General features: G+C 70.3%; 14 protein-coding genes. 3 read left to right on the forward strand and 11 right to left on the reverse strand.

The genetic code is table 11. The features are described 5' to 3' along the window. Positions 1 to 5: 5 nt before the first annotated feature. Positions 6 to 266 carry a hypothetical protein gene (locus tag OG811_RS30560; RefSeq protein ID WP_406070694.1) on the reverse strand — a complete coding sequence of 87 codons (261 nt, stop codon included), beginning with the start codon at positions 264 to 266 and terminating at the stop codon, positions 6 to 8. Between the two features lie 480 nt (positions 267 to 746). Here OG811_RS30560 and OG811_RS30565 point away from each other — a divergent pair, with 480 nt between their 5' ends. After that, entirely contained in the window at positions 747 to 1,718 is a 972-nt protein-coding gene (locus OG811_RS30565) for a LuxR C-terminal-related transcriptional regulator (RefSeq protein ID WP_406075987.1), read from the forward strand. Positions 1,719 to 2,091: 373 nt separating this feature from the next. Here OG811_RS30565 and OG811_RS30570 read toward each other — a convergent pair whose 3' ends face one another. The 10 genes from OG811_RS30570 to OG811_RS30615 all read right to left on the reverse strand — a co-directional run bounded on the left by OG811_RS30570 (position 2,092) and on the right by OG811_RS30615 (position 12,944). After that, positions 2,092 to 2,838, reverse strand: a complete 747-nt coding sequence (locus OG811_RS30570) for a GntR family transcriptional regulator (protein WP_406070695.1) — start codon at positions 2,836 to 2,838, stop codon at positions 2,092 to 2,094. 89 nt (positions 2,839 to 2,927) lie between these two features. Continuing rightward, positions 2,928 to 4,130 carry a dipeptidase gene (locus tag OG811_RS30575; protein WP_406070696.1) on the reverse strand — a complete coding sequence of 401 codons (1,203 nt, stop codon included), beginning with the start codon at positions 4,128 to 4,130 and terminating at the stop codon, positions 2,928 to 2,930. Positions 4,131 to 4,163: 33 nt separating this feature from the next. Continuing rightward, the gene (locus tag OG811_RS30580) at positions 4,164 to 5,153 is read right to left on the reverse strand and encodes an ABC transporter ATP-binding protein (protein WP_406070697.1); all 990 of its coding nucleotides are present in this window, start codon (positions 5,151 to 5,153) and stop codon (positions 4,164 to 4,166) included. Beyond that, the gene (locus OG811_RS30585) at positions 5,137 to 6,120 is read right to left on the reverse strand and encodes an ABC transporter ATP-binding protein (protein WP_406070699.1); all 984 of its coding nucleotides are present in this window, start codon (positions 6,118 to 6,120) and stop codon (positions 5,137 to 5,139) included. Before OG811_RS30585 ends, OG811_RS30580 begins: the two co-directional genes overlap by 17 nt. Further along, entirely contained in the window at positions 6,117 to 6,953 is an 837-nt protein-coding gene (locus OG811_RS30590) for an alpha/beta fold hydrolase (RefSeq protein ID WP_406070700.1), read from the reverse strand. Before OG811_RS30590 ends, OG811_RS30585 begins: the two co-directional genes overlap by 4 nt. Beyond that, positions 6,950 to 8,131, reverse strand: coding sequence for a M24 family metallopeptidase (locus OG811_RS30595; protein ID WP_406070701.1), 1,182 nt, complete (start codon positions 8,129 to 8,131; stop codon positions 6,950 to 6,952). The genes OG811_RS30590 and OG811_RS30595 overlap by 4 nt, the downstream gene beginning before the upstream one ends. A gap of 3 nt (positions 8,132 to 8,134) precedes the next feature. Next, positions 8,135 to 9,016 carry an ABC transporter permease gene (locus tag OG811_RS30600; protein ID WP_406070703.1) on the reverse strand — a complete coding sequence of 294 codons (882 nt, stop codon included), beginning with the start codon at positions 9,014 to 9,016 and terminating at the stop codon, positions 8,135 to 8,137. Positions 9,017 to 9,134: 118 nt separating this feature from the next. Continuing rightward, the gene (locus tag OG811_RS30605; RefSeq protein ID WP_405431489.1) at positions 9,135 to 10,088 is read right to left on the reverse strand and encodes an ABC transporter permease; all 954 of its coding nucleotides are present in this window, start codon (positions 10,086 to 10,088) and stop codon (positions 9,135 to 9,137) included. Between the two features lie 31 nt (positions 10,089 to 10,119). Beyond that, positions 10,120 to 11,745: an ABC transporter substrate-binding protein gene (locus OG811_RS30610; RefSeq protein ID WP_406070705.1), complete on the reverse strand. Its 1,626-nt coding sequence runs from the start codon at positions 11,743 to 11,745 to the stop codon at positions 10,120 to 10,122. Then, positions 11,742 to 12,944, reverse strand: coding sequence for a dipeptidase (locus OG811_RS30615; RefSeq protein WP_406070707.1), 1,203 nt, complete (start codon positions 12,942 to 12,944; stop codon positions 11,742 to 11,744). The genes OG811_RS30610 and OG811_RS30615 overlap by 4 nt, the downstream gene beginning before the upstream one ends. A 328-nt stretch (positions 12,945 to 13,272) precedes the next feature. Between OG811_RS30615 and OG811_RS30620 the strand changes: the two genes are divergently transcribed. Continuing rightward, positions 13,273 to 13,929 (forward strand): helix-turn-helix domain-containing protein, encoded by a 657-nt coding sequence (locus OG811_RS30620; protein WP_406070708.1) that lies wholly within the window; start codon positions 13,273 to 13,275, stop codon positions 13,927 to 13,929. Positions 13,930 to 14,426: 497 nt separating this feature from the next. Further along, a complete protein-coding gene (locus OG811_RS30625; protein WP_406070710.1) occupies positions 14,427 to 26,333 on the forward strand; it encodes an amino acid adenylation domain-containing protein in 11,907 nt (3,968 codons plus the stop codon). The last annotated feature ends 6 nt before the right edge of the window (positions 26,334 to 26,339 follow it).

Genomic DNA, 26,339 nt, shown 5'->3' on the forward strand with positions numbered 1-26,339 from the left:
GGACGCTAGGTGACCGTCCAGCCCCACAGCGCCGGCACGCTGCGGATCGCGCGCTGGCAGACCCGGTGCACGATGTAGTCCGAGATCGCCTGCTCCGAGGCGATGGTGAAGACCGCGACCTCCACCTGCCCGGCGAAGGCGCGGGCATGGATGTGCCGGAAACCGTCGGCCGCGGCGGCGTTGAGCCACAGCAGGTCCGTCAGCTCGCCGGCGGACAGGTCGTGGTCATCGCGCGGCGGCCGCAGCGCGATCCGGGTGAGCTGCACGGCGAGCCTCCGCTGAGCCGGGCCGACCAGGTCTACGCGCGTGCCCCGGTGAGCCGAACCCAGGGCGAGGGTCGGGCACCTCGATGAATCGGGTCCACGATGTGTTCGCTGCCGTGATCGCGAACGCGTCGACTGTCCACTCCCGCCTGATGTGCATCGGGGACCCCCTCGTTTGCCGCCCGCCTGGTTGCGGTGCCGGGATGAGCTTGCGGTCCGGGCGTCGTCCGCGTCATCACTCCGGGCGCAGCCGGTTCCGGCCGTGGCCGGTTCCGGCACGCCCAGTGGACACCCGAACTCAAAGATTGCCGATTTGTGGACGGTGAACCCACTTGTCGCGATGAGGGGGTGCGCCTGCCCGCGTTTATCGTTTCGCCTCCCTCTGGACATGGTCTCGCCGCCAAACGAACATCAGTTTCGAGACCTTGCGGAGGACCTGAATTCCACTAATGTGATCATGCGGTTAACACATTGGAGGACGACTTGCTCGATCGGCTGGGTGTGTCGGCAGCTGCCGAGGCCGTCTACTGGGCGATGTTGGATCATCCGGCGTGGGACGTCGACGAGCTCGTGACGAACCTCGACATCCCGGAGACGGTCGTCCACGATGCCCTTTCCGCCCTGGCCGACCGCGCGCTCATCACGCCGTCGACCAGCCGTCCGGGCACCCTACGCGCGGTGAGCCCGCAGATCGGCCTGCTCGCCCTGCTCGACCAGGCCGAGCAGCAGATGATCACGCAGCAGGCGAACCTGCAGGCGGCGCGCGCCTCGGTCCTCGCCCGCGCCGCCAGCCGCGACACGCACCGCGAGCGGGAGGAGATTGTCCGGCTGGAGGGGGTCGACGCGGTGCGGGACCGCCTCGCCGAACACGCCCGCACCGCCGCCGAGAGCTTCATGACGCTTACCACCGGCCGGGCGATGCCGCCGGAGGCCATCGAGACCGGCAAGACGCTGACCCGGATCGCTCTCTCCCGAGGGGTGAAGATCCGGCACATCTACCAGGAGAGCACGCTGCACGACTCCGCCTCCCGAGCGTACGCCGAGCTGATGGCCGAGCAGGGCGAGCAGAGCCGGGTGATGACGGAGGCACCGGTGCGGATGACCCTCGTCGACCGGCAGTTCGCGCTCGTTCCGATCGAGCCGCGCTCTGGCCGGGGCGCGCTGGAGATCCGCGGCAACTGCGTGGTCTCGGCGCTGTGCCTGCTCTTCGACATGCTCTGGGACAAAAGCACGCCGTTCCCGCGGCCGTCCACCGCGAACGAGCACGGCCTGACCGACCAGGCCGTCGCCATCCTGCGGCTGCTCCGACAGGGACGCACCGACGAGGCGATCGGCCGCCAGCTGCGGCTCTCCGAGCGCACCGTGCGCCGCACCGTCCGCGACCTGATGCAGCGCCTCGACGCCGAGAGCCGCTTCCAGGCCGGGGCGGAGGCGGCGTTGCGCGGCTGGATCTGATCCCACCGACCGATCCCGTGGCCCGCCGGGACACCTGCCCGACGCCGGGGTGACTCGATAGGCACCTACGTGATCAGTTCCATCGACGACAATTTGTCGGAATGCAACTATCCCGGTGGGGTAATTAATCGACACTGTACGCGGGCACGGCGGGAATCCACTTATGCGTGACCCCGCATCGCGGGTCGGCGAATGAACCCACTTGGCACTCGAGCCGCACTTTCAGATTCAAGGTCTTCACTGAAAGTGACTGACGAGCACGGCACCGGTGGATCCAGGCATCAAGATCCGCAAGGGGTACCGTGCTCGCCGTGTCATCATCGCTCATGGTCTCGGCCGGTCGCGCCGCCGCTGATCTGACCGCTGTCGGCGCTCACCGCGCCGGCTGGGGCTCCACTCCCCGACTGATCCGCAGGGTCAGCACATCGGTGCGGACCGTAATGTGCCCGTGGAAGAGGGCTGCGCCATCCGTCCCGTAACCGATCTGGGTCGCGGTGACCAGCGGATGCCCGACCGCCACGCCGAGCCGGGCGGTGGATTCCTCGTCGGCGAGCACGGCGGAAAGTTCGATCTCCGCCCGCCGCACCGGCATGCCGGTCGCGCTGGCGAGGAACTCGAACATGTCCAGGTCGATGCTGACCAACCCGGACGGGTCGAGGTCGCGGCCGTCGAAACGGAGCGGCAGATGGTCACGGATCCAGGCCGCCGCGACGCCGTCCACGGCGAAGAGCCGGTCGACCCGCCACACCGGCGAATTCGGCTCCAACCCGAGCACCTTGGCGCAGTCAGCCGGGCATTTCGCCCGGCTGACCGCCGCGTCCTGAAGCGTCGGCTGGTGGCCCGAGGCGGTGATCCGGTCCCGCAGCGCGGTCACGTCACCGATCGACACCGGCACCCGCTCGGCGCCGTCGTGCACGAAGGTGCCGATCCCCCAGGTACGGGTCACCACTCCCTCTACGGCGAGTTGGCCCAGCACCTCACGCACGGTGGCCCGGCTGACCTCCAACCGGTCGGCCAGGTCCCGCTCGTTGGGCAGCTTGTCGCCCGACCGGAACTCACTGCCGATCAACTCCCGTAGCCGACCGTGCGCGGCCTGTAGCGCGGTTTCGCGCCGAGCCATCCGCCCTCACCTCATCGCTCTCCGTTGCCGCCAGCGGCGTACGGAGTGTAGTTCGTCGGTGCCCTCTCGGCCGATCGGCCAGGAGGGCATTACCAGACCTGTTCGAGCACCCGGATGGTGTTCCCGCCGATCACCTTGGCGATCTCGTCGTCCGAGTAGTCGTGCGTGACCAGCCAGCCGACGATGTTTCCGAACGCCTCGCCCGGGTTCTCCAGCCCGGACACGTACTCCACCCGAGGGTGCTCCGGCCGGTTGCCGGCGTCGTGGGCGTAGTTGCCGGCGTACGTGTTGTGCACCCCGACGTGGTCGCCGAACATGGTATCCGGGCCGAACGTGACGTGGTCGATGCCAACCAGGTCGACGCAGTAGGCGAAGTGGTCCATCACCGACTCGATCGAGTGGTGCTTGTGCGCCTCGGAGAGGGTGGTGTGCGGAGCGGCCTCGATGCCGATCACGCCACCCCGCTCGGCGCAGGCCCGGATCACCTCGTCCGGCTTCATCCGGGAGGTGTTCCAGACCGAACGGGCACCGGCGTGGGTGATGAACACCGGCACCCGGCTGGCCTCGATCACGTCCAGGCAGGTCTGGTCGCCGGAGTGCGAGATGTCGATGGCGATGCCGAGCTTGTTCATCCGGTCCACCGCGCGCCGACCGAAGTGGGTCAGTCCACCATCGTGCTTCTCGGAGAGGCCACCGCCGAGCATGTTCGCCTGGCTGTACGCGATACCGAGCTGGCGGACACCGAAGCCGTACAGGATGTCGATCCGGTCCAACTCGTTCTCGATCGGGCTGCTGCACTCCAGGCCGGCGACCAGGGCCAGCCGACCGTCCCGCTTCGCGGCGTGGATGTCGGCCAGCGAGGTGGCCAGGAAGACGTGGTCCTGCTTGTAGAGGTCGCTCATCCGCATCCCGAGGGCGTAGATGAGGTCGTTCCACTTCCAGCCGTTCTCGCTGGTCACGCAGGAGGCACCGGCCATGAAGTTGTCAAAGACCGCGGTCAGACCGGAGCGGGCCAGGCCCTCGTAGCCGGTGCGCTGGCGCGCGGTCCGGTTGTAGGCCCGCAGTTCGCGGACGTCCTCGGGCAGGATCACCGGGTGCTCGTGCAGCGAGATCGCTGCGTGCTCGGTGAGCAGCCGGGTCACCCGCTCACGCTGGGCGTTGTTCAGTCCGAGGTCGTGCTCCGGTACCCGACCGACTTCCTTCGCCAACGTGAACACCCGGTAGTCCGTGTGCGGCTCCAGGTACGAGTACGACCTGTGGCCCTGGTGCCGGGGGGCGGGTTCTTGCAGCAAGAAACTTTCTCCTTTGAGGACGGTCACCGGCCGTTACGCGGCCAGCGGGAAGTGACAGGCAACCGGATGCTCACCGACGGCCAGCAGCGGTTCGGTGGTGGCGCAGGTATCGGTCGCCTGCCAGCAGCGGGTCCGGAACCGGCAACCCGACGGCGGGTTGACCGGGCTGGGCGGGTCGCCGGCCAGCAGGATCCGCTGTCGCTGCTGACGGCCGGCCGGATCGGGCACCGGCACGGCGGAGAGCAGCGCTTTGGTGTACGGGTGCCGGGGCGACTCGTAGAGGTTGATCTCGGGACCGGTTTCCACCAGCTTGCCGAGGTACATCACGGCCACCCGGTCGGAGATGTGGCGCACCACCGACAGGTCGTGGGCGATGAAGACATACGCCACGCCAAGCTCCTCCTGGAGCCGTTCCAGCAGGTTGACCACCTGGGCCTGGACCGACACGTCCAGCGCGGAGACCGGCTCGTCGCAGACGATGACGTCGGGGTTCAGCGCGAGCGCCCGGGCGATGCCGATGCGCTGGCGCTGCCCGCCGGAGAACTGATGCGGGTAGCGGTCCAGGTGCAGGCTGGCGTCGAGACCGACCAGGTCGAGCAGTTCCTTGATCCGCTCGATCCGGCGCCGGCGGTCCAGCACGTCGGGGTGGATCTCGAAGGGCTGGAGCAGGATCTCCCGGATGGTGCGGCGGGGGTTCAGCGAGGTGTACGGGTCCTGGAGCACGATCTGGATCCGTCGGCGCAGCGCCCGCAGCTCACGCCCCTTGGCCTGGTGCACCACCGACTTGCCGAAGCGCACCGCGCCCGAGGTGGGCTGCTCCAACCCGACCAGCATCCGGGCCAACGTGCTCTTGCCGCAGCCGGACTCGCCCACCACGCCGAGCGTCTCGCCTCGGCGCAGGTCGAAGGAGACCCCGTCGACGGCCTTGACCACCCCGCCGGAGGTGAACGGAATCCGCCCCTTGACCGGGAAGTGCTTGACCAGGTTCTCGACCCGTAGCACCACATCATCGCTGGGTGGCACCGAGCACCTCCTCGTGGTGGTGGCAGGCGCTGGCCCGGTTGGCCGGCAGTGCCCGCAGCGGCGGCAGGGTCCCCAGGCATTCGTCGGTAGCCCGGGGACAACGCGGGTGGAACGGGCAGCCGGCGGGGAGCCGGGCCGGGTTGGGCGGGACGCCCGGGATCGCGTAGAGCTGCTCGTCGCGCCGGTCCACCCGGGGCATCGAGGCGAGTAGCCCTTCGGTGTAGGGGTGGGCCGGACCGGCGAAGATCTGCTCGACCGTGCCGCGCTCGACGATCCGGCCGGCGTACATCACCGCCACGTCGTCGGCGACCTCGGCGACCACCCCGAGGTCGTGGGTGATCAGCAGCAGGCCCATTCCGCTGTCCCGCTGGATCTCCGCGAGCAACTCCATCACCTGGGCCTGCACGGTCACGTCCAGGGCGGTGGTGGGCTCGTCGGCGATCAGCAGGTCCGGCTCCAGGCAGACGGCCAGCGCGATCATGATGCGCTGGCGCATACCGCCGGAGAACTGGTGCGGGTAGTCCCGGATCCGGTCCTTGGCCGCCGGTATCCGTACCCGGTCGACCAGCTCGATGGCCCGGCGCCGGGCGTCGCCCTTGGACATGCCCCGGCGGACCCGCAGCACCTCCATGATCTGGTGCCCCACGGTGAAGACCGGGTTGAGCGCGGCCATCGCGTCCTGGAAGACCATGCCGATCTCTTCACCACTGAGCCGGTCGCGCTGCTTGCGCGGCAGAGTGAGCAGCTCCCGGCCGCGCAGTTGGACCGAGCCGGTAATCGTGGCCGGCGGCACGTCGAGGATGCCCATCACCGCCTGCGCGGTGACGCTCTTGCCGGAGCCGGACTCGCCGAGAATGGCCAGGGTCTGTCCGGAGTCGACCTGGAGCGACACCCCGTTGACCGCATTGACCGGCCCGCCCGGGCCGGGGAACGCGACCTGCAGGTCGGCGATCTCCAACAGGGTCATCGCAGCACCCCGGCTCTGCCCAGGAAGTCCCGCACCACCTGCTGGAACTTCTCGGGCTCCTCAAGCTGCGGCGAGTGGCCGGACTTCTCGAAGACCACCAGCTCGCCGTTCGGGACCAGGTCCGCGATGACCTGCGAGGCCTCCACCGGGGTACGCCAGTCGTGCCGGCCCACGGTGACCAGGGTCGGGCAGGTGATCGACGGCAGCTTCGGCTTGAGGTCGTAGCGGGGCATGTTCTGCCCGAAGGCCGCGTTGTGGGTTCGGTAGTGGAACCGGGTGGCGGCCAGCCGCGCCTCGTCCTTGGCCGGGTCGTGCTGGTGGTCGTAGAGCGGCAGGATGGCCTTCCAGTACTCGCGCAGCTGCTCGTTGCTCTCGAACCGGCCGGTGCCGATCCGGTCGATGGCCCACTTTGGAATCACCCCACGGTCGGTGTTGCGGGCCCGCTCGACCGCCAGGTAGTCGAACGCGGTGTCCGCCGCGGTGTCCCGCAGCACCAGCGCGGAGACCCGGTCCGGGTGGGCGATGGCGTACTCCAGGGCGATGAACCCGCCGTACGAGCCGCCGGCCATGACAATCTTCTCGTAGCCGAAGTGCTCCCGGATGGCATCCACATCGGCCACCCACTGCTCGTGGGTGAACGGCTCGTCGTCGCTGGACTCGCCGGATCCGCGGGCGTCGAAGACGATGACCCGCATCCGGTCGGCGAACGGGCCGAACGAACGTTTCGGTTCGTTGCGCGAGCCGAGACCGGGCGCCCCATGGTGCACGATCATCGCCGGTGCGTCGGTCGGGCCGAACGCCTCGACGACCAGTTCAGCGCCGTTGATTTTCATCGGACCCCCTCGATGACGTTGGATGCCAGGTCGCGCGGGTAGCCGGTAAGCCGGCGCGGACCGGCCTCCTGCACCAGGACCGTGTCGGAAATGCGGTAGCCGGCGTGGCCGGGAACGTAGACACCGGGCTCGCTGGAGAGCAGCATCCCGGGCGCGAGCACGGTGTCGTCGCCGTCCTCGACCCACGGTGCCTCGTGGTTCTGCAGCCCGATGCCGTGCCCCTGCCGGTGCCGGATGTAGTCGCCCAGTCCCTGCTCACGCAGCACGTCCAGGCAGATCTTGTTGACCTCGGCGCAGGTACGACCGGCGATCATCGCCTGGGTGCCGACCTCCTGCGCCTCCCGGTCGGCCTCGTAGTAGCGCACCTGCTCGGCGGTGGGTTCACCGATGATGAAGGTGCGCTCGCTCTCCACGAACCGGCTGGCCACCGCCGCGCCGAGGGAGAGGATCAGCGTGTCGCCCGGCTGGATCCGCCGACGGGTCGGCAGGCCGTGCGGCAGGGCCGAGTTCGGACCGGCGTAGACCAGCCCGCCGGCCAGTTTGGTGGTGTAGAGGACCAGGTCGTACTCGGCGTACATCCGGTCGGTGCCGTAGCCGATCACGTGCCGGGCGATCTCGTCCTCGCGGGGCAGCGATCCCCCGCTGGCCAGCGCCTCCTCGATCAGCGCCCGCCCGGCGCCGAGCATCTCGTCGCAGATCCGCGCGGCGGCCTCGTGGAACGGGATCTCCTCGGGGAACTTGCGCAGCCGCAGCTTCGCCACCGCGTCGGTGGTCTCCAGGGTCGCCCCGGCGATGGCCTGCGACAGCGCCTTGAACGCGCCGACCGACACCCCGGCGCTCACCCCGACCCGGCGGACCGGGCCGCCGGGACGAGACAGCGCCGAGGCGAGCGTCTGCTCGGCGGTGACCACGCCCGGGTACTCGAAGTAGGTGACCATCGGGATGGTCACGCCCTGCTGGGCGGCGTACTCCTCGTCGAGGCGCGGGATCACCAGCAGCGGGTCTCCCGCACGCGGCATCCAGAGGTAGACCGGACGCTCGGTGGCGATGTAGAAGAAGCCGCTGAGGAAGGCGACGTCCGCTGGGGACGTGGCCAGGAAGCCATCCAAGCCGCGCGCGTCGAGCGCCTCGCTGAGTCGGCTGCGGACGCTGGTGTAGAAGGTTTCAGGCAGTCTCATGGGTCAGCCTCCGTTGCGGCGCGGGTCGCGGGTGTCGTTGAACCGCGTACCGGCGAGGGTCGCGGCCAGCACCAGGAACAGAATCGCCAGGGACGGGAACAGCGTCTGCCACCAGGCGATCGCGATCGTGCCGCTGCGTTGGGCGTTGAGCAGGATGCGTCCCCAGGACCAGGCGTCCGGGTCACCGAGGCCGAGGAAGCTCAGGCCAGCCTCGGAGATCACCGCTCGGGAGGCGGTGATCAGCACGCTGACGACCATCAGCGAGACGACCGCGGGCAGGATCTCCCGGGTGACGATTCGCCAGCCAGTGGCACCGAGCACCCGGGCCCCGTCGATGTAGGGCATCGAGCTGATCACCAGGCCCTGCGATCGGATCAGCCGGGCCACCTCCGGCCAGGCGAAGAATCCGATGATCAGGGTCAGCGTCCAGACGCTCGGGTTCACCACCGCAGCCAGCATGATCATCAAGGGCAGGGTGGGCAGCGCGAGCATCACATCGGTGATCACCATGGCGACCGAGTCGATCGGACGGAAGTACGCCGCGGCCAGGCCGATCGCGGTGCCCAGAACGATCGCGATCAGCGAGGCGGCCAGGCCGATCACCAGACTGGTCCGGGTGCCCCAGACCACCTGGGCGAAGATGTCCTGCCCGAGGTCGTCGGTGCCGAACCAGTGCGCCCCGGACGGGGGTTGCAGCACGTCCGGGCCGGCGCCGCTGGGCTCGTCGGCGATCACCGACGCGAAGACCGCCATCAGCGCCATCACGAGCAGCACCAGCACCGACAGCGCCACAGTGGGCTGACGCAGGTAGCCGGACCAGGAGGACCGCTTGGGCGCGGCCGGGGCCGGCGGCAGTGCCTGCTCGGTCAGCACGGGGGCGCTCACGGCACCCTCCCTTCGTTGGTGGCGGCGAACGGGTCCGGGCGACGCGCACCGGCCGGGGCGCTCGCGTCGAGTTCTGTGTTCGCGGAGGCGGGGATCCGCCCCGCCAGGCTCCGCGCGCTCACAGCCGGATCCGGGGGTTGAGGACCGCGTAGAGCATGTCGGTCAGCGCGTTGGCGATCACCACGGTGACGGCGAGCATGATGAACGCCCCCTGGATCACCGGGTAGTCCTGCTGCCCGACCGCCTCGTAGATCAGCCGGCCAACCCCTGGGAAGGCGAAAACCGTCTCGGTCAGCACCGCGCCACCGACCAGGGTGCCCAACTGCAGACCCATCAGGGTCAGCGCCGGCAGGATCGCGTTGCGCAGGCCGTGCTTCCAGACTCGACGCCGGGCCGAGAGACCACGGGCCTGCGCGGCGCGGATGTAGTCCTCACCGAGGACCTCGATCATGTTGGTGCGCAGGGTCAGCGCGTACGGGCCGAGCTGCACCAGGACCAGGGACAGCACCGGCAGCACCAGGTGGTGGGCCAGGCTCAGGTAGGCCGCCACGCCCCGGGTGTCCGGGTCGATCGCCCCACCGATCGGGAACCAGCGGAGCTGCGCCCCGAAGAAGACCAGCAGCAGGATGGCGACGCTCGGCACGAAGAGCGCGTTCGCGCTGATCCCGAAGCCCTGCAACGCGCGGTCGAGCCACTTGCCGCGGTTGACGGCGGCGGTCACGCCGATCGGGATACCGACGGCGATGGTGAGGATGAAGGCGCTGCCGGCCAGCAGCAACGTCCAGGGCAGCCGCTCGAGGATGATGTCGGTGACCGGCTGGATCTGCCGGAACGAGATGCCCAGGTTGCCCTGGACCAACTCGCGCAGGTACGACACGTACTGCTCCCACAGCGGACGGTCCAGGCCGTACGTCTTGAGCAGTGCCGCCTGCATCTCCGGCGTCATGTCTCCCTCGACCATGAGGGTCGTGGGGTCCCCCGGCAGGAGCCGGAGCAGGAAGAACGTCGAAGTGATCGCAATCCATATGGTCAGGACTGCCTTCAGCGCCCGGCTGAGTACGAAACGCACCATGGGGGACCCCTCCTTTCCCTCTAGTTCTGGGTTACTTGACCGGGGTGACCTGGGCCAGCGAGTACGCGGTGACCATGCCGAGCAGGTCCGACGGCGACGGGACGAAGCCGGTGAACTTGCTGGCGTTGTAGGCGAACTGGAAGTTCTCCACGTACAGCGGGGTCAGGTACGCCTGCTCGTGCACGACCTTGTCAAGGTTCTTGATCTTGGTCTTGAACGCCTCAGGGTCGGTGGTGCCGGCCGCATCGTTGATCAGCGCGTCCACTTCCGCCGACTTGAGCAGGTTGTAGTTGATGCCACCCGGGTTGCTGGACAGGTAGGTGCTGCGCAGCTGGTCCATCGGGTTGTCGAACACGCCCCACTGCGAGGCGTCGATGTCGTACTCGCCGTTCTTGGTGCGGGTGAGGAAGGTGTTCCGCTCCACGCACTCGTTCTCCAGCTTGATGCCGGCCTTGGCCGCACTCTCCCGGAAGAGCTGCACCACGCGGGTGAGGTTCGCGTTGGACTGGTCGCACGCCACACCGAACTTCAGCTCGTCGAAGAAGCCGTCGTTGTTGGCGTCCTTGTAGCCCGCCGCGCTCAGCTTGGCCTTCGCGCCCTCAGGGTCGAACGGGTACGGCTGGATCTCGGTGTTGTCGTACTCCGAGAAGATCGGCGAGATCGGACCGGCCATCTGCTGGCCGTCGCCCTGAAGCACAGCCGAGATGATCGACTTGGTGTCGACCGCCATCGACAGCGCCTGCCGGACCTCCTGGGCGGCCAGGTTCTTGTTCTTCATGTTGTAGGTCAGGTGCGCGAAGCCGAGCGCGCCGACCTTCTTCAGCTTGATCTTCTCGTCGTTCTCGAAGGTCTTCGCCGCCGAGATCGGCACCGGGGTGCCCATCATGTCGATGTCACCGTTGCGCAGCGCCAGCATCATGGTGTTCACGTCCGGGTAGACCCGGTACTCGACCTGGCTGACCGCGGCCTTGCCGTTCGGCGCGAGCGGGTAGTGCTCGTTGCGCTTCATGACATAGCGCTGACCCTTGGTCATGCTCTCCAGCACGAACGGCCCGGCACCGACCCAGTTCGAGTCGTTGGGGAACTTGGACAGGTCGCCGGCCGGCTCGAAGATGTGCTTCGGCACGATCGACATCCAGAAGCCGACGCCCTCGGCGAACGGCGCGTACGGCTGGGAGAGCTTGAACTTGACCGTGGCCGCGTCCGGCGCCTCGATCGACTCGACCCAGGTCAGCTTCGCCGCGACGTTGCCGAGCTTGTACTTCATGATCATCTCGGCGCTGAACTTGACGTCGTCCGCGACCACCGGCTTGCCGTCGGTCCATTTGAAGTCGTCGCGCAGCACGAAGACAGCGGTCTTGCCGTCGTCCTCGTAGCGGTACTCCTTGGCCAGCTCCGGCGCCTTCTTCGCGTTCTCGTCGATCCGCAGCAGGTGCGGGTACATCGCGTTGAGAATCCACGAGTCGGTCTTGCTGAGCGACTGGAGCGGGTTGAAGTTGCTCACGTCGGTGGTGGTGCCGATCCGCAACACCGAGTCCGACGGCGAGCTGCTGGAGGACGAGTTGTCCTCGTTCAGACCGCAGCCGGAGATAGCCAGCGTGGCCGCCACGCCGAGCGCGACAGCGAGCCGCCACCGACCTTTGACTGTCTTTTTCACCAAACCTCCTGAAGAACCCGGATGATGTTGCCGCCGATGACCTTGGCGATCTCGTCGTCGGAGTAACCGTGCGTGACCAGCCACCCGACGATGTTGCTGAAGCACTCCGCCGGGTTTTCCATGCCGCTCACGTAGGGCACCCGGGGGTGGTCCACCACGCCGTGGGCCTTCCCGATCGCCAGGTGCTGGGTAAAGCTGTCGTGCAGCCCGACGTGGTCACCGAAGTTGGTGTCCGGGCCGAACGCCACGTGGTCGATGCCGACCAACTCGACGCAGTAGGTGAAGTGGTCCATCACCGACTCGATCGAATGGTGTGGATGGCCTGCCGAGAGGGTGGTGTGCGGAGCGGCCTCGATGCCGATCACGCCACCCCGCTCGGCGCAGGCCCGGATCACCTCGTCCGGCTTCATCCGAGGGGTGTTCCAGACCGAACGGGCACCGGCGTGGGTGATGAACACCGGCACCCGACTGGCCTCGATCACATCCAGCGAGGTCTGGTCGCCGGAGTGCGAGATATCGATGGCGATGCCGAGCTTGTTCATCCGGTCCACCGCGCGCCGACCGAAGTGGGTCAGCCCACCGTCGCGGTCCTCGGAGAGGCCGGATCCGAGCATGTTCGCCTGGCTGTACGCGATGCCCATCTGGCGGACGCCGAAGCCGTACAGGATGTCGATCCGGTCCAGCTCGTTCTCGATCATCGTGGCCGCTTCCAGACCGGCCACCAGGGCGATCTGGCCGTTGCGTTTGGCCTCGAAAATCTGTTCCAGCGTGGTCGCCACGACCACGTGGTCCTGCTTGGCGACGTCGGCGAAGCGCAGGCCGATGTCGTAGATGACGTCGTCCCACTTCCAGGCGTGCTCGCTGGTCACGCAGCCGGTGCCGTTCATGAAGTTGTCGAGGACCGCGGTCAGGCCGGACCGGGCCAGGCCCTCGAAACCGAACGAGTTGCGGCCGGTGCGGTTGTAGTCGCGCAGCTGCGACACGTCGGCCGGCAGGATCTTCGGGTGCTCGTGCAGCGAGATGGCCATGTGCTCGTGCAGCAGCCGGGAGACCCGGGCTCGCTGGTCGTCGCTCAGGCCGAGGTCATGTTCTGGCACCCGGCCAATCTGTGGCGCGAGCTCGAAGACCTTGTAGTCAACGTGCTCCGTCAAGTAGTCGAAGGACCGGTATCCGGCATAGCGGGGGGCGGGTTCCTGCACTCGTCAACTCACCTCATCAGGTTGGAGGCATGAGGAATGAGGTCTGACCTCATGCCTTGGCTGAAGTTAGCGAGAGGCACCCGGCTTGGGAATACCTCGTGACCTGACCGTTACCGGAAAACGCCAACCTTCCCGCTGGTCGGGACGGGGGTCAGGGAACCGCAGCGGTCGACGGAGTCGAATCACCCCGAACGCGGCCTCGCGGTCGATTACGTCACCGTGATCCGGTGTGGGTGCATCGGTTCACCCCGCTACCGACCGAGGATCGGAGGGTCCTGCGTCGCATGCCCGACTGCCCACGCTGACCGCCGTCGATACCGTGATCCCCGTGTTCGGGGAGGCCGTACGGGAGCTTCGGCGGTGCAGCGCGCTGACGCAGGAGGGTCTGGCCGCGAAGACGGGGCTGTCGGTCCGGCACCTCCGGGACCTGGAGGCGGGACGGATCGCGCGGCCGCGACCCGCGACGATGCTGTTGTTGGCCAACGCCTTCGGCCTGCGGGGGCCGGAACGGGACCGGTTCCTCGCCGGGGCGCCGACGCCGGCCGCCTCGGGCGGTATGCCGGCGCAGCTGCCCGCAGACGGCTTCGGCTTCGTCGGCCGAGCCGGCGCGCTGGCTCGCCTCGACGAGATCCTGGCCCGGGCGGCGGATCAGCCGACCGCGATGGGTCTCGCGATCGTCTCCGGCACCGCCGGGGTGGGTAAGACCGCGCTCGCGGTGCACTGGGCGCACCGCGTCGCCTCGCACTTTCCCGACGGCCAGCTCTACGTCAACCTGCGCGGCTTTGACCCGGGCGGCACCCCGGTCAACCCGAGCACAGCGCTCGCCGGATTCGTCAACGCTCTGGCGGGACCGGGTGATCGTCCGCCGACCGCACTGGAGGAGCAGGTCGCTCGTTATCGGGGCACGCCCCGCAACCGACCGCCTCGGCTCCGGCCGGGCCGGTCGCCCATTTCCGGACGTCGCCTGGGAACCTTGGGGCCGTGACCGCCGCCCGGCTGGAGGCGCAGGTGATCCTCCCACTCAGCCGAGGCCGTTCTGGTGGGCGAGAACGACGGCTTGGACGCGGGGCAGCCTTGACCCGTCGGAGTTCTCTTATCCAGTCGACCGTGCACGGTTTCGAACCGTGCGACCGACGGCAATGGACGAACGCGCAACGGCCCGCACCGAACGCATCGACGGCCAGCACTTTCTGCGGATCCCATCAAAGATCATGAGTGCAATTATGTGACAGGGAACCGCATCAGAAGAACGACAGCTGTCGCATGAGCGACTGTTCACCGACACCGGTCTGGGTAGCTTCCGAGCCGCGGGCCACCAATCGGTCGGTCGTGTCACAGCAGGCCCGCACCGTGTCCGTGGCCGCTCTGACAGCCCGGCCCACCCACGTCGGCCGACCGTCGAAGCAGGGTCGGACACCCATGTCACGAGCATTGCTGGGCCGGGCCCCGGCCGCTGCTGGCACCAAGGAGGAGACGGACGCAATGACCGACGTCATGAGGTCTCGGCAGGCGGCGCCCGTCACGTCACGCCGGCTCGACCCTGCGGGCGACCCGGTCGCGGCCACTCACGAGCAACGCCAGATGTGGTCGTTGAGCCGCCTCGACCCCGAGCCGGCCAGCTATCTGGTGCCGCTGGCGTACCGGCTCATCGGGCCGCTGGACGTGGCGGCGTTGGCCGCGGCGCTCGACGAGCTGGTGGCCCGGCACGCCGCGCTACGTACCACCCTGGCACCTGCCGACGCGACCGTGGGGCCGTCGGAGCGCCTCGTCCAGGTCGTCCACCAGCCGCACCCGGGGCTGTTGCGGGTGCACGACCTGAGCGGGCTGCCCGCGTGGCAACGCGACCAGGAGATGCAGGCCCGGATGCACGCGGAGACGCGCATCCCGCTGGATCTGGAACGCGGACCGGTGCTGCGGGCCAGCCTGCTGCGCTGCGCGCCGGAGGAGCACGTGCTCCTGCTGACGTTCCACCATGTCGCCGTCGACGAATGGTCGCTCGGCATCCTTCACGACGAGTGGGAACGGCTCTACGCCGCACACCGTGGCGGACGGCCCGCGGACCTCGATCCGGTCGCCGTCGACCAACGCGATCACGCGGCGTGGCAGCACGACTGGCTCCGCGGGGCCGAGGCAGCGGCGCAGCGCGACCATTGGCACGCGCAGCTCGCCGACACGCCCGCCGTCCTGGAGTTGCCCAACCGGGGCCCCCGGCCCGAGGTGCCGTCCGGCGCGGGTGCCACCCTGTCGGTCCCGCTGGACGTGCCCACCGACGGCCTGCTGGCGCTGTGCCGACGCGTCGGCGTCTCCCCGTACATGGTCATGCTCACCGTCCTGCACGTGCTGCTGGCGCGCTGGACGGGGCAACGCGACGTCGTGGTGGGCACGCCGGTGGCGAACCGTCGGCGGGGCGAGGCGCAGAAGCTCGTCGGACTGCTGCTCAACACCGTCGCCGTCCGGGCCCGACTGGACGACGACCCCTCGTTCGAGACGCTGCTCGGACGGGTGCGCACCGCCGCCCTCGACGCCCTGGACAACGGTGAGCTTCCCTTCGGGACGCTGCTGGAGTCGCTGCGCCCGGCCCGCCGGCCCGGCTTCACCCCGCTGTTCCAGGTGATGTTCGTGTACGGCCGCGAGGCCACACCGCCCAGCCTCGACGACCTCGACGTCACCCCGATCGAGATGCCCTGCACCACCGCCAAGTTCGACCTCACCGTCTCGGTACGGGAGAACAACGACGGCGTGCGGACCGTGCTGGAGTACCGCACCGACCTGTTCGACGACGACGCGATGGCCCGCCTCGCCGGACACTTCCAGACGTTGCTGCGTTCGCTGGTGGCCGACCCGGGCGCACCGGTCGGCTCGGCCGTGATGCTCATCCCCGAGGAGTACCGGCAGCTCGTCGTGGAGGCGAACGGGACCGCTACCTGCGCCGAACCCGACGATCTGGTCCACGAACTGATCGAGCGGCAGGCGCGCCGGACCCCCGACGGCGTAGCGGTGACCGACGAGGGCACCGTGCTGAGCTACCACGAGCTGCACACGGCGGCCGAGGCGCTGGCGGAGACCCTGCGCGGGCGGGGCGTCGGCGTCGGCAGCCTGGTGGGTGTGCTGCTGCCGCGCTCTGTGTCGTTCGCGGTGGCGGTGCTCGCCGCACTGCGAGCCGGCGCGGCCTACGTACCCATGGATCCGGCGAACCCGCCCGCCCGGCTGCGCCACCTGATCGACGACGCGGCCGCCCCGGTCGTTCTCACCTGCGCGGAGCTGGCACATCTGGTGCCCGACGGCAGGGCGCTGCTGGTGCCCGCCGTGGACACGCCGGTCGCGCGGGCCCAACCCGGTCGGGAGGCCGCCGGCCCGCGGCGACGGCCGCGACGACGTCCGGTGCCCTCGGCGGACGACCTCGCGTACGTCATCCACACCTCAGGGTCCACCGGCCGCCCGAAGGGCGTCATGGTCACCCATCGGGGCGTCTGCAACTACGTGCGCTGGGCCGCCCAGGCCTACCGGCTGCGGCCCGGGGACAACGTCCCGCTGCACTCGTCGGTCGGGTTCGACCTGACCGTCACGAGCCTGCTGGTCCCGCTCACCAGCGGGGCCACCGTGCTGATGCTCGGAGATCACCTCGGCCCGGAGGCGCTCGGCGAGGCGCTGCGCCACCAGCGGCCGGCCTTCGGGCTGGTCAAGATCACCCCGGCCCAGCTCGACCTCGTCAGCCACCAGCTCGGCCCCGCCGAGATGGCCGACCGCACCCGGTGCTTCGTCATCGGCGGCGAGAACCTGCGGGCCGACCAGGTGGCGGCGTGGCGGGCGCACGCCCCTGACACCAAGCTGGTCAACGAATACGGACCGACGGAGACCGTGGTCGGCTGCGCCGCGTACGAGGTCGACCCGGCCACCCCGCAGGACGGGTCGGTGCCGATCGGCCGACCGATCGCCAACACCGAGCTGTACGTGCTGGACACCTGGCTGAATCCGGTCCCGGTGGGCGTGGTCGGCGAGCTGTACGTCGGCGGAGCCGGCGTGGCGCGCGGCTACCTGCACCAGCCCACGTTGACGGAGGAGCGGTTCGTCCCGCACCCGTTCTCGTCCGTCCCCGGCGCGCGGCTGTACCGCACCGGTGACCTCGTGCGACTGCGCCCCGACGGGAACCTCGAATACCTGGGCCGCACCGACAACCAGGTCAAGCTGCGCGGTTACCGGGTCGAGTGCGGCGAGATCGAGGCGGCGATCCGACGGTGCCGGCCGGACAGCGACGTGACGGTGCAGCTGCGCCGGGACGACCCGGACGACCCGCGACTCGTCGCGTACGTGGCTGGCGGGTCGGAGACCGATGCGGCGGCCCTGCGGACGGCGCTCGCCGCCGAGCTGCCGTCCTACCTGGTGCCCGCGGCCTTCGTTTTCCTCGACGCGTTGCCGCTGACCCGCAACGGCAAAGTGGACGCTGCGGCGCTGCCCGCGGCCGGTCGAACCGTGCCACGGCGGCGGACCACTGTCGAACCAGCGCCACCGGCGACCGCCCTCGCCGAGCCCGGCCCAGCGCACTGGGACTCCGCCCGGATCCGCCTGGAACGGCTGGTCGTGCAGGTGTGGGGCGAGGTGCTCGGCGTCGCGCAGGTCGGGACGCGGGACAACTTCTTCGACCTCGGCGGCCACTCGATGCGCCTGCTGGCCGTCCTCGAACGGCTGCGCGCGCAGCTCGGTGACGTCGTCACGGTCACCGACCTGTTCCGGAACCCCACGGTCGAGTCCCTGGCGACTTTTCTGACCACCGCCACCACCGGCACGACCGCCCCGGCCGCCGCGCCGGTCCGCGACGCCCGACCAACGACCGGCGCGACCGGCCACACCGGCCAGCCCGGCGGACTGATCGCCGTCGTCGGCATGGCCTGTCGCTTCCCCGGCGCGCAGACCATCGACGAGTACTGGCACAACATCCGCACCGGGGTGGAGTCGGTAGGGGAGTTCACCGTCGAGGAGATGCTGGCCGACGGGGCGGACCCGACCCGGCTCGACGATCCGGCGTACGTCCGGGCCGGCACCTGGCTGCCCGGGATCGACGAGTTCGACGCGGGCTTCTTCGGCTTCACGCCCCGGGAGGCGCAGACCCTCGACCCGCAGCACCGGATGCTGCTGGAGTGTGCCTGGCACGCGCTGGAGCACGCCGGCTACGACCCGTCCGACTACGCCGGCCGGATCGGCCTGTTCGCCGGGTCGGGTCGCAGCACGTACCTGCTCGACAACCTGAGCAGCCACCCGGAGCTTGTGCACACCATCGGCGAGCACCAGTTGTCGATCAGCAACGACAAGGACTTCCTGCTCAGCCGGGTCGCCTACAAACTCGACCTGACCGGCCCCGCGGTCACCGTGGCCACGGCCTGCTCGACCTCGCTGGTAGCCGTGCACCTCGGCCGGCAGAGCCTGCTGACCGGCGAGTCCGACCTGGTCCTGGCCGGCGGGGTCAGCGTCTTCCCGGCGCAGCGGCGCGGCTACCTCTACCACGACGGCGGGGTGTACTCCCCTGACGGGCACTGCCGGCCGTTCAGCGTCGACGCGCGCGGCAGCATCGCCTCCAGCGGGGTCGGCATCGTCGCGCTCAAGCGGCTGGAGGACGCGGTCGCGGACAACGACACCGTCTACGCGGTGATCCGCGGTTCCGCGATCAACAACGACGGCGCCCGCCGCACCGGCTACACCGCGCCGGGCGTCGACGGCCAGGTGGCGGTGATCAGCAGCGCCCTCGCGTCGGCCGGCGTGGACCCCCGGTCGGTGAGCTATGTGGAGGCGCACGGCACGGGTACCAGCCTCGGCGACCCCATCGAGGTGACCGCCCTGACCGAGGCGTTCCGGCGGGGCACCGACGAGCAGGGCTTCTGCGCCCTCGGCTCCGTCAAGGCCAACATCGGGCACACCGACGCCGCGGCCGGTGTGGCCGGCCTACTCAAGACGATCATGGCGCTGCACAGCCGTACGTTGCCGCCGACCATCAATGTGAGCCGACCCAACCCAGCGATCGACTTCGAGAACAGCCCGTTCTACCTGAACGACACCGCCCGGCCGTGGCCCGGCGACGGCCCACGCCGGGCCGGGGTCAGCTCGTTCGGCATGGGTGGCACGAACGCCCACGTCGTGTTGGAGGAACCGCCGGCCACGGCCGCCGCGCCGCCGGCCACGCCGGCCACCGGGCCGCAACTGCTGGTCGTGTCGGCGCGTACGGTCGAGTCGCTGGAGCAGCAGACGCGCCAGGTCCGCGACTGGCTCGGCGCGTACCCCGAGGTCGACCTCGCCGACGTGGCGGCCAACCTGGGTCGGCGCCAGCCGATGACCCACCGGCGTTTCCTCGTCGCGGCGGACCGCGCCGACGCGCTGGTCGCCCTCGACGAGCCGCAGCGTCAGTTCACCGGCGCTCATCCTGGCGGCCGGCGGGCGCTGGTGTTCGCCTTCCCGGGGCATGGCGCCCAGCACGTGGCGATGGGCGCCGGCCTGTACCGCGCGGAGCCGACCTACCGGGCGGTGGTGGACGAATGCGCCGAACTGCTCCGCGACGACCTGGGCCTCGACCTGCGTACGCTGTTGTGCCCGGCGCCCGACGGCCATCCGGAGGCGGAGCGGCTGCTCGCGCGGCCCCGGCTGATCCAGCCCGCGCTGTTCGTCACCGAGTACGCCCTCGCCCGGTCGCTGCTCGCCCGCGGGGTCACCCCGGACCTGATGGTGGGACACAGCCTCGGCGAGTACGTCGCGGCGTGCCTCGCCGGTGTCTTCTCCCTGGACGACGCGGTGCGGCTGGTGAGCGCCCGCGGTGAGCTGGTCGAACGGACCCCGGTCGGGGCGATGCTCGCGGTGGGCCTGCCCGAGACGGCGGTGGCCGGGCTGCTGACGGACGGTCTGTCGCTGGCCGCCGTCAACGCACCCGAGCTGTGCGTGCTGTCCGGCGCTCCGACGGCGATCGAGGAGCTGCGCCGACGGCTGACCGCCGACGCGGTCGAGTGCCGCCCGCTGCGGGTCACCCGGGGATACCACTCCCCCCTGCTCGATTCGGTGCTCGACGAGTTCGCCGACCACGCACGCCGGGTGACCTACCACGAGCCGGATCGCCCGTACCTGGCCAACCTGACCGGAGGTCCGGTCACTCCCGGGCAGGTCACGGACCCCGCGTACTGGGTGCGGCACCTGCGGGAGCCGGTCCGGTTCGCCGAGTCGGCCGCGCTGCTCGCCGAGCAGGACGTCGTCCTCGCGGAGTTGGGCCCCGGGTACGCCCTCGCTGGCCTGGCCCGGTTGGCCGGAGTGCGACCCGGCCAGGTGGTGGCGGCGATGCGGCATCCGCGTACCGACGCCGACGACCTCACCACGATGCTCGACGCGGTCGGCCGGCTGTGGCTCTCCGGCGTGCAGGTCGACTGGCGACCGTTTCACGGTGGGCCCCGCAACCGTCTGGCGCTGCCCGGCTACCCCTTCGAGCGGCACCGCTACTGGGTGGAGCTGGCGTCCCGGAACAGCACGGCGGATCCCACGCCCGCTGCCCGGGTCGACCCGCAGGCGCCCGAGCCCGTCGACGTCGGCAACCGGCCGGCAGTCAGTACGGCCTACGTCGCCCCGAGCACGCCCCCGCAGGAGTGCGTGGCGGAACTCTGGACCGAGCTGCTCGGAATCCGGCCGATCGGGGCGCTCGACAACTTCTTCGAGCTGGGCGGGCACTCGCTGCTGGCCACCCAGTTCGTCGTACGGCTGCGAGCCCGGCTCGGCGTCGCGCTGCCACTGGAGGCGGTTTTCGCGACACCGACCGTCGCCGGGATCGCGGCGGCTCTGCCAGCGACCGGCACCGCGCCCGCCGCCGCGCCCGAGCAGCCCACCTCCGTGCCGACCATCCCGCGCGCCGAACCCGACGTCGGACCGGCGCCACTCGCCTCCGGGCAGCACCGGCTGTGGTTCCTCGACCAGGCGTACGAGCAGAACGCCTACACCGTCGGCACGGCACTGCTGCTGGACGGCGCCCTCGACGTCGACGCGCTGCGCGGGGCCCTCGCGGAGCTGACCCGACGGCACGAGTCGCTGCGTACCGTCTTCCCGCTCGGTGCAGACGGCGACCCCGTGCAGGAGGTGCTGCCGCCCGGCCCGGTCGACCTGCCGATCGTGACCGCGCCGACGGGCGCGGACGACACGTCCCCGGTTCCCCGCAGCATCGTGGAGCCGGCGGTCGCCGACGCGGTGCCGCAGTGGGCCCACGCCGCCCTGGCCGCCGACGTCGGCCGCCCGTTCGACCTGGCCCGCGGGCCGCTGTTCCGGGCCGTGCTGCTGCGCATCGCCGACGACCGGCACGTGCTGTCGCTGACCATGCACCACAACGTCTCCGACGGCTGGTCGCTCGGCATCATCGCCGGTGAGGTGGCCACCCTCTACGACGCTGCCCTGGACGGTCGCCCCTCGCCGCTACCCCAACTGGCCGTCCAGTACGGCGACTACGCGCGGTGGCAGCGCAGCCGGCTGGCGGACGCCGACAGCGACGACATGCGGTACTGGCGCGAGCAGCTCGACGGGGTGGCGAGTGTCCTGGAGGTGCCCACCGACCGGCCCCGGCCTCCCGTGCAGACCTTCCACGGCGCGGTCCACGCCCGGGTCCTGCCCCCGCAGACCGCCGACGAACTGCGCCGGTTCAGCCAGGCCCGGGGTGCCACCCTGGCCATGACGGTGCTGTCCGCCCTGAAGGCGCTGCTGTGGCGCTACACCGGCCAGCGGGACATCTGCGTCGGCACGCCGGTCGCCGGGCGGGTCCGCGCCGAGCTTGAACCCATGGTCGGCTTCTTCGTCAACATGCTGCCGTTGCGGACCTCGATCGACGGCGAGTGGACCTTCGAGGAACTGCTCCGGCAGGTACGGCGCACCGCGCTGGGCGCGTACGACCACCAGGAGGTGCCGTTCGAGCGACTGGTGGACCTCGTCGACGCGCCCCGCGACCTCAGCCGAAACCCGCTGTTCCAGGTGATGTTCAACCTGCTGAACCTCCCCGAGCAGCGGGACCTGGGGACGACCGGGCTGCGAATGGTCCAGTTCGCCGTCGAGCCGGGCATCGCCCAGCAGGACCTCGCCCTGTACGCGTACGAGGTGGCCGAGGGGCTGCGGTTCCGGTTGGAGTACAACACCGACCTGTTCGACGCGGCCACCGCCGAGCGGATGATGGGACACCTGGAGACGCTGCTCGCTGCCGCCGTCGCCGACCCCGGCGTCCGGCTGGCGGACCTGGCCGTCCTCACCCCCACCGAGTTGGCCCGCGTCACCGAGTGGAACGACACCGCCGCCCCGCTCGGCTGGGGCACGACCGGCCGGGACGGTGCGACACCGACCCTGGTCGAGCTGATCGCACACCAGGTCGCCACGAACCCCGACCGGCCCGCCGTGACGTTCGGGGCGACCACCCTCACCTACGCCCAGCTCAACGCCCGGGCCAACCGGCTCGCGCACCGGCTCCGCCGGGTCGGCGTCGGCCCCGACGCCACGGTCGCCGTCTGCCTCAACCGCTCCGCGGACCTGCCGGTCACGCTGCTCGGTGTGCTCAAGGCCGGCGGCGCGTACGTCCCGGTGGACCCGGACTATCCGATCGAGCGGCAGCGGTACGTGCTGACGCACAGCGGCGCCACGGTCCTGGTCACCGAGGCTGGTCTCACCGACCGCTTCGCCGGGTACGCCGGCGAGGTACTGCTCAGCGACGCAACTCGGCAGAGCGGGCCGGACACCGACCCCGAGCCGCTCGCCGGGCCGGACCACCTCGCGTACGTGATCTACACGTCCGGCTCGACGGGCCACCCCAAGGGGGTCCGGGTGACGCACGGCGCGGTCGTCAACACCCTGTCCACCATGCGCGAACGGCCGGGCCTGACCAGCGACGGCACGATGCTCGCGATGGCCAGCTTCGCCTTCGACATGTCCGTACCGGAACTCTTCCTGCCCCTCGTTGTCGGCGCCCGGATGCTGCTGGTGGGCCGCGACGTCGGCTACGACGCGCCGCGACTGGCCGCACTCCTCGGCGCGGAGGGGGTCACCCTGGCCCAGGGCACCCCGGCGACCTGGCGGCTGCTGATCGAGTCCGGCTGGACCGGACTGCCCGGCCTGACAGCCGTGTGCGGCGGCGAGGCGGTGTCCGCACCGCTGGCCCGGCAGCTCGCCGAACGGGTGGGCGCGTTGTGGAATCTCTACGGCCCGACCGAGGCCGCCGTCTGGTCCACGATGGAACGAATCGAGCCCGGCTTCACGCACCTCACCATCGGCCGCCCGATCGGCAATGTGCGCGCCTACGTACTCGACCCGCAGCTCGCCCCCGCCCCCGTCGGCGTACTCGGTGAGCTGTACCTCGGCGGCGCGGGACTCGCCCGCGACTACCTCGGCGACCCGGAGCTCACCGCGCAGCGGTTCGTGTCGGACCCGTTCTCCGCTGGCCGGCTGTACCGCACCGGCGACCTCGGCCGGTGGTTGGCCGACGGCCGCATCGAGTTCGCCGGCCGCAGCGACTCGCAGGTCAAGGTGCGCGGCTTCCGCATCGAACTCGGTGAGATCGAGGCGGTGCTGCGCCGCCACCCGGCTGTCCGCGACACCGCCGTGGTGCTCCGCGAGGACGACGGCGAGAAGAGTGTCGTGGCCTACCTGACGCTGACCACCGGGACACCCACCGACGTGGACGGAGCGGACAGCGCGGCAGCACCGGACCCCGTACCCGACTTCGACGTCGACCCGACGCCCTGGCGGGCGTTCGCCCGCACCTACCTGCCCGACTACATGATCCCCTCCGCGTTCGTGGTGCTCGACCGGATGCCGCTGAGCGCCAACCGCAAGGTCGACCGGGCCGCCCTGCCGGCACCGGTCCGCGACGGGGCCGGTGTCGGCGCGGCGCCGCCCGACACCCCGCTGCGGAAGGCTCTCGCCGAGCGGTGGGCGCGGGTGCTCGGTTACGACACCGTCGGCATCGACGACGACTTCTTCGACCTCGGCGGCGACTCCTTCAAGGCCATCAAGGCGCTCGCCGGGAACGATCCGGCGATCAGCGTCCTCGACCTGTTCCGCCACCCGACGATCCGGGCGTTGACCGAACACCTGGACGCCACCGGGGGGTCCGCCGGGCGGCTGCTGCACGAGCTGACCCCGTCGCGACCGGCGACGTCGACGCGGCTGACACTGCTCTGCGTACCGTTCGGCGGTGGTAGCGCGATCACCTTCCAGCCGCTCGCGGACGCCCTCCCGGCGGGTGTGGCGCTGTACGCCCTGGAGCGGCCCGGCCACGACCTGAACCGCCCGGACGAGCCCCTGCTCGGCATGGACGAGCTGGTGGACCGCTGTGTCACCGAGGTCCTCGACCAGATCACCGGTCCGGTAGCGGTGTACGGGCATTGCGTGGGCGGTGCCGAGGCGGTGGAACTGGCCCGCCGGCTGGAGGCGGCCGGCGTCGAGCTGACCGGGGTGGTCGTCGGCGCCCATTTCCCCGCCCCGCGACTGCCCGGCCGGCTGTTCACCTGGCTGCGCCGATGGTTCCCGATGGAACGCTGGTGGTCGAAGCGGCGGACCCTGGAGGCGCTGCGCGCGATGGGCTTCTTCACCGAGGTCTTCGACGAGCGCGAGAAGGACTTCGTGATGCGGGTGGTGCTGGCCGACGCCGCGAGGGTCGAGGACTACTACACCGCTGTCTACGCCGAGGGTCTGCCGCGGAAGCTGTCCGCCCCGATCGTCAGTGTCGTCGGCAGCGGCGACCGCGCCACGGAGCTGTACCAGGAGCGGCACCTGGAGTGGGAGTTCTTCTCCGACGATGTCTCGCTGGAGGTGATCGAGGGGGCCGGGCACTACTTCGCCAAACACCAGCCCGCCGAGGTGGCGCGCATCATCCTGGCGACCTGCGATCCGTCGACCGCGATGCCCGTCCAGCCGCCGGCCGACGCCGCGCCCCCGCAGGCCGACGCGGCTGTGGCGGCGGTCCCGGAGCCGGCGAAGGATCGCACCCCGCCCGCCGCACGTCGTGCGATGCCCAGCCTGACGGTGTTCTACCTGATCGCCATGGGTCAGCTCGTCTCGCTCATCGGCAGCGGGCTGACCGGCTTCGGCATGGGCCTGTGGGTATACCAGCAGACCGGGTCGGTCTCGTTGTTCGCCACAGCAACCGTCCTGGCGCTGCTGCCCGCCGTGGTGCTGTCCCCCGTGGCGGGTGCGCTGGCCGACCGGTGGGACCGACGGATGATCATGATCATCGCGGACTGCCTGGCCGCGACCGGCACGGTGAGCCTCGCCCTGCTGCTGTGGCTCGGCCAGCTCCAACTCTGGCACGTGTTCACCGCCATCACCGTCACCGCGGTGGCGACCGCCTTCCAGCTACCCGCCTATTTGGCGGCCGTCACGCAACTGGTGCCGAAGCGGTACTACGGGCGTGCCAACGGGATCGTCTCCCTCGCCACCGCGACGAGCACGGTGCTGGCACCGCTGCTCGGCGGTGCGCTGGTGATCGCGGTCGGGCTGCGTGGGATCGTCGTCATCGACCTGCTCACCTTCACCGCCGCGGTGGCCGTGACCCTGTCGGTCCGCTTCCCGAACACCCTGTTCGTGCGGCAGGAGGAGTCGTTCCGACGGGCGGTCCTGGGCGGCTGGCGGTTCATCGTCCGCCGGCACGGCCTGGTGGCGCTTGTCGTGTTGACCGCGTCGCTGAACTACTTCTTCGCCATGGTCGAGGTCCTGGTCACCCCGCTGACCCTGTCGTTCGGCGACCCGGCTGTGCTCGGCCGGGTGCTCGCCGCCAGCGGCATCGGCATGCTCGTCGGCTCGGTCCTCATGGGGGTGTGGGGCGGCACGGCACGGCGGACCACCGGCATCCTGGCCAGCGTCGTGCTCCTCGGCGCGTCGCTGCTCACCGTCGGCCTGCACCCGCACCCGCTGTTCCCGGCCCTCGGCCTGTTCGGCATGGGCCTGGCCACGGCCCTGGTGAACACGCACTGGCTGGCCATCGTGCAGGCCAAGGTCGGGCTGGAGCTGCAGGGACGGGTGCTGTCCATGGGTCAGATGCTGTCCTGGCTGATGGTGCCGGCCGGTTTCCTCTCCGCCGGTCCGCTCGCCGAGCACGTCTTCGCCCCGATGGTGTCGCCCGACGGTGTGCTGGCGGCCGTCGTCGGCACCGGACCGGGTCGCGGCATGGCGCTCGCGGCGATCGTCGCCGGGCTCTGCTCGCTCGCCCTCGCCGCCGTCGGCATCGCCTACCGACCGATCCGCGACGTCGAGGACGAGCTGCCCGACAATGATCCCGGCACGGTCATCGTCGCCGACAAGGACCGCCTGCAGGCCGAGGCCGACCGCCAACTCGCGTTGCACCGTAGCGGAGGTGTCGACCCGGCCGGACCGGTCCGGGCGGCTGGGCGCGGTGGTCGGCGATGAGCGCCC

The organism is Micromonospora sp. NBC_01638, assembly GCF_045209745.1.
In the GTDB taxonomy this organism is placed as follows: domain Bacteria; phylum Actinomycetota; class Actinomycetes; order Mycobacteriales; family Micromonosporaceae; genus Micromonospora.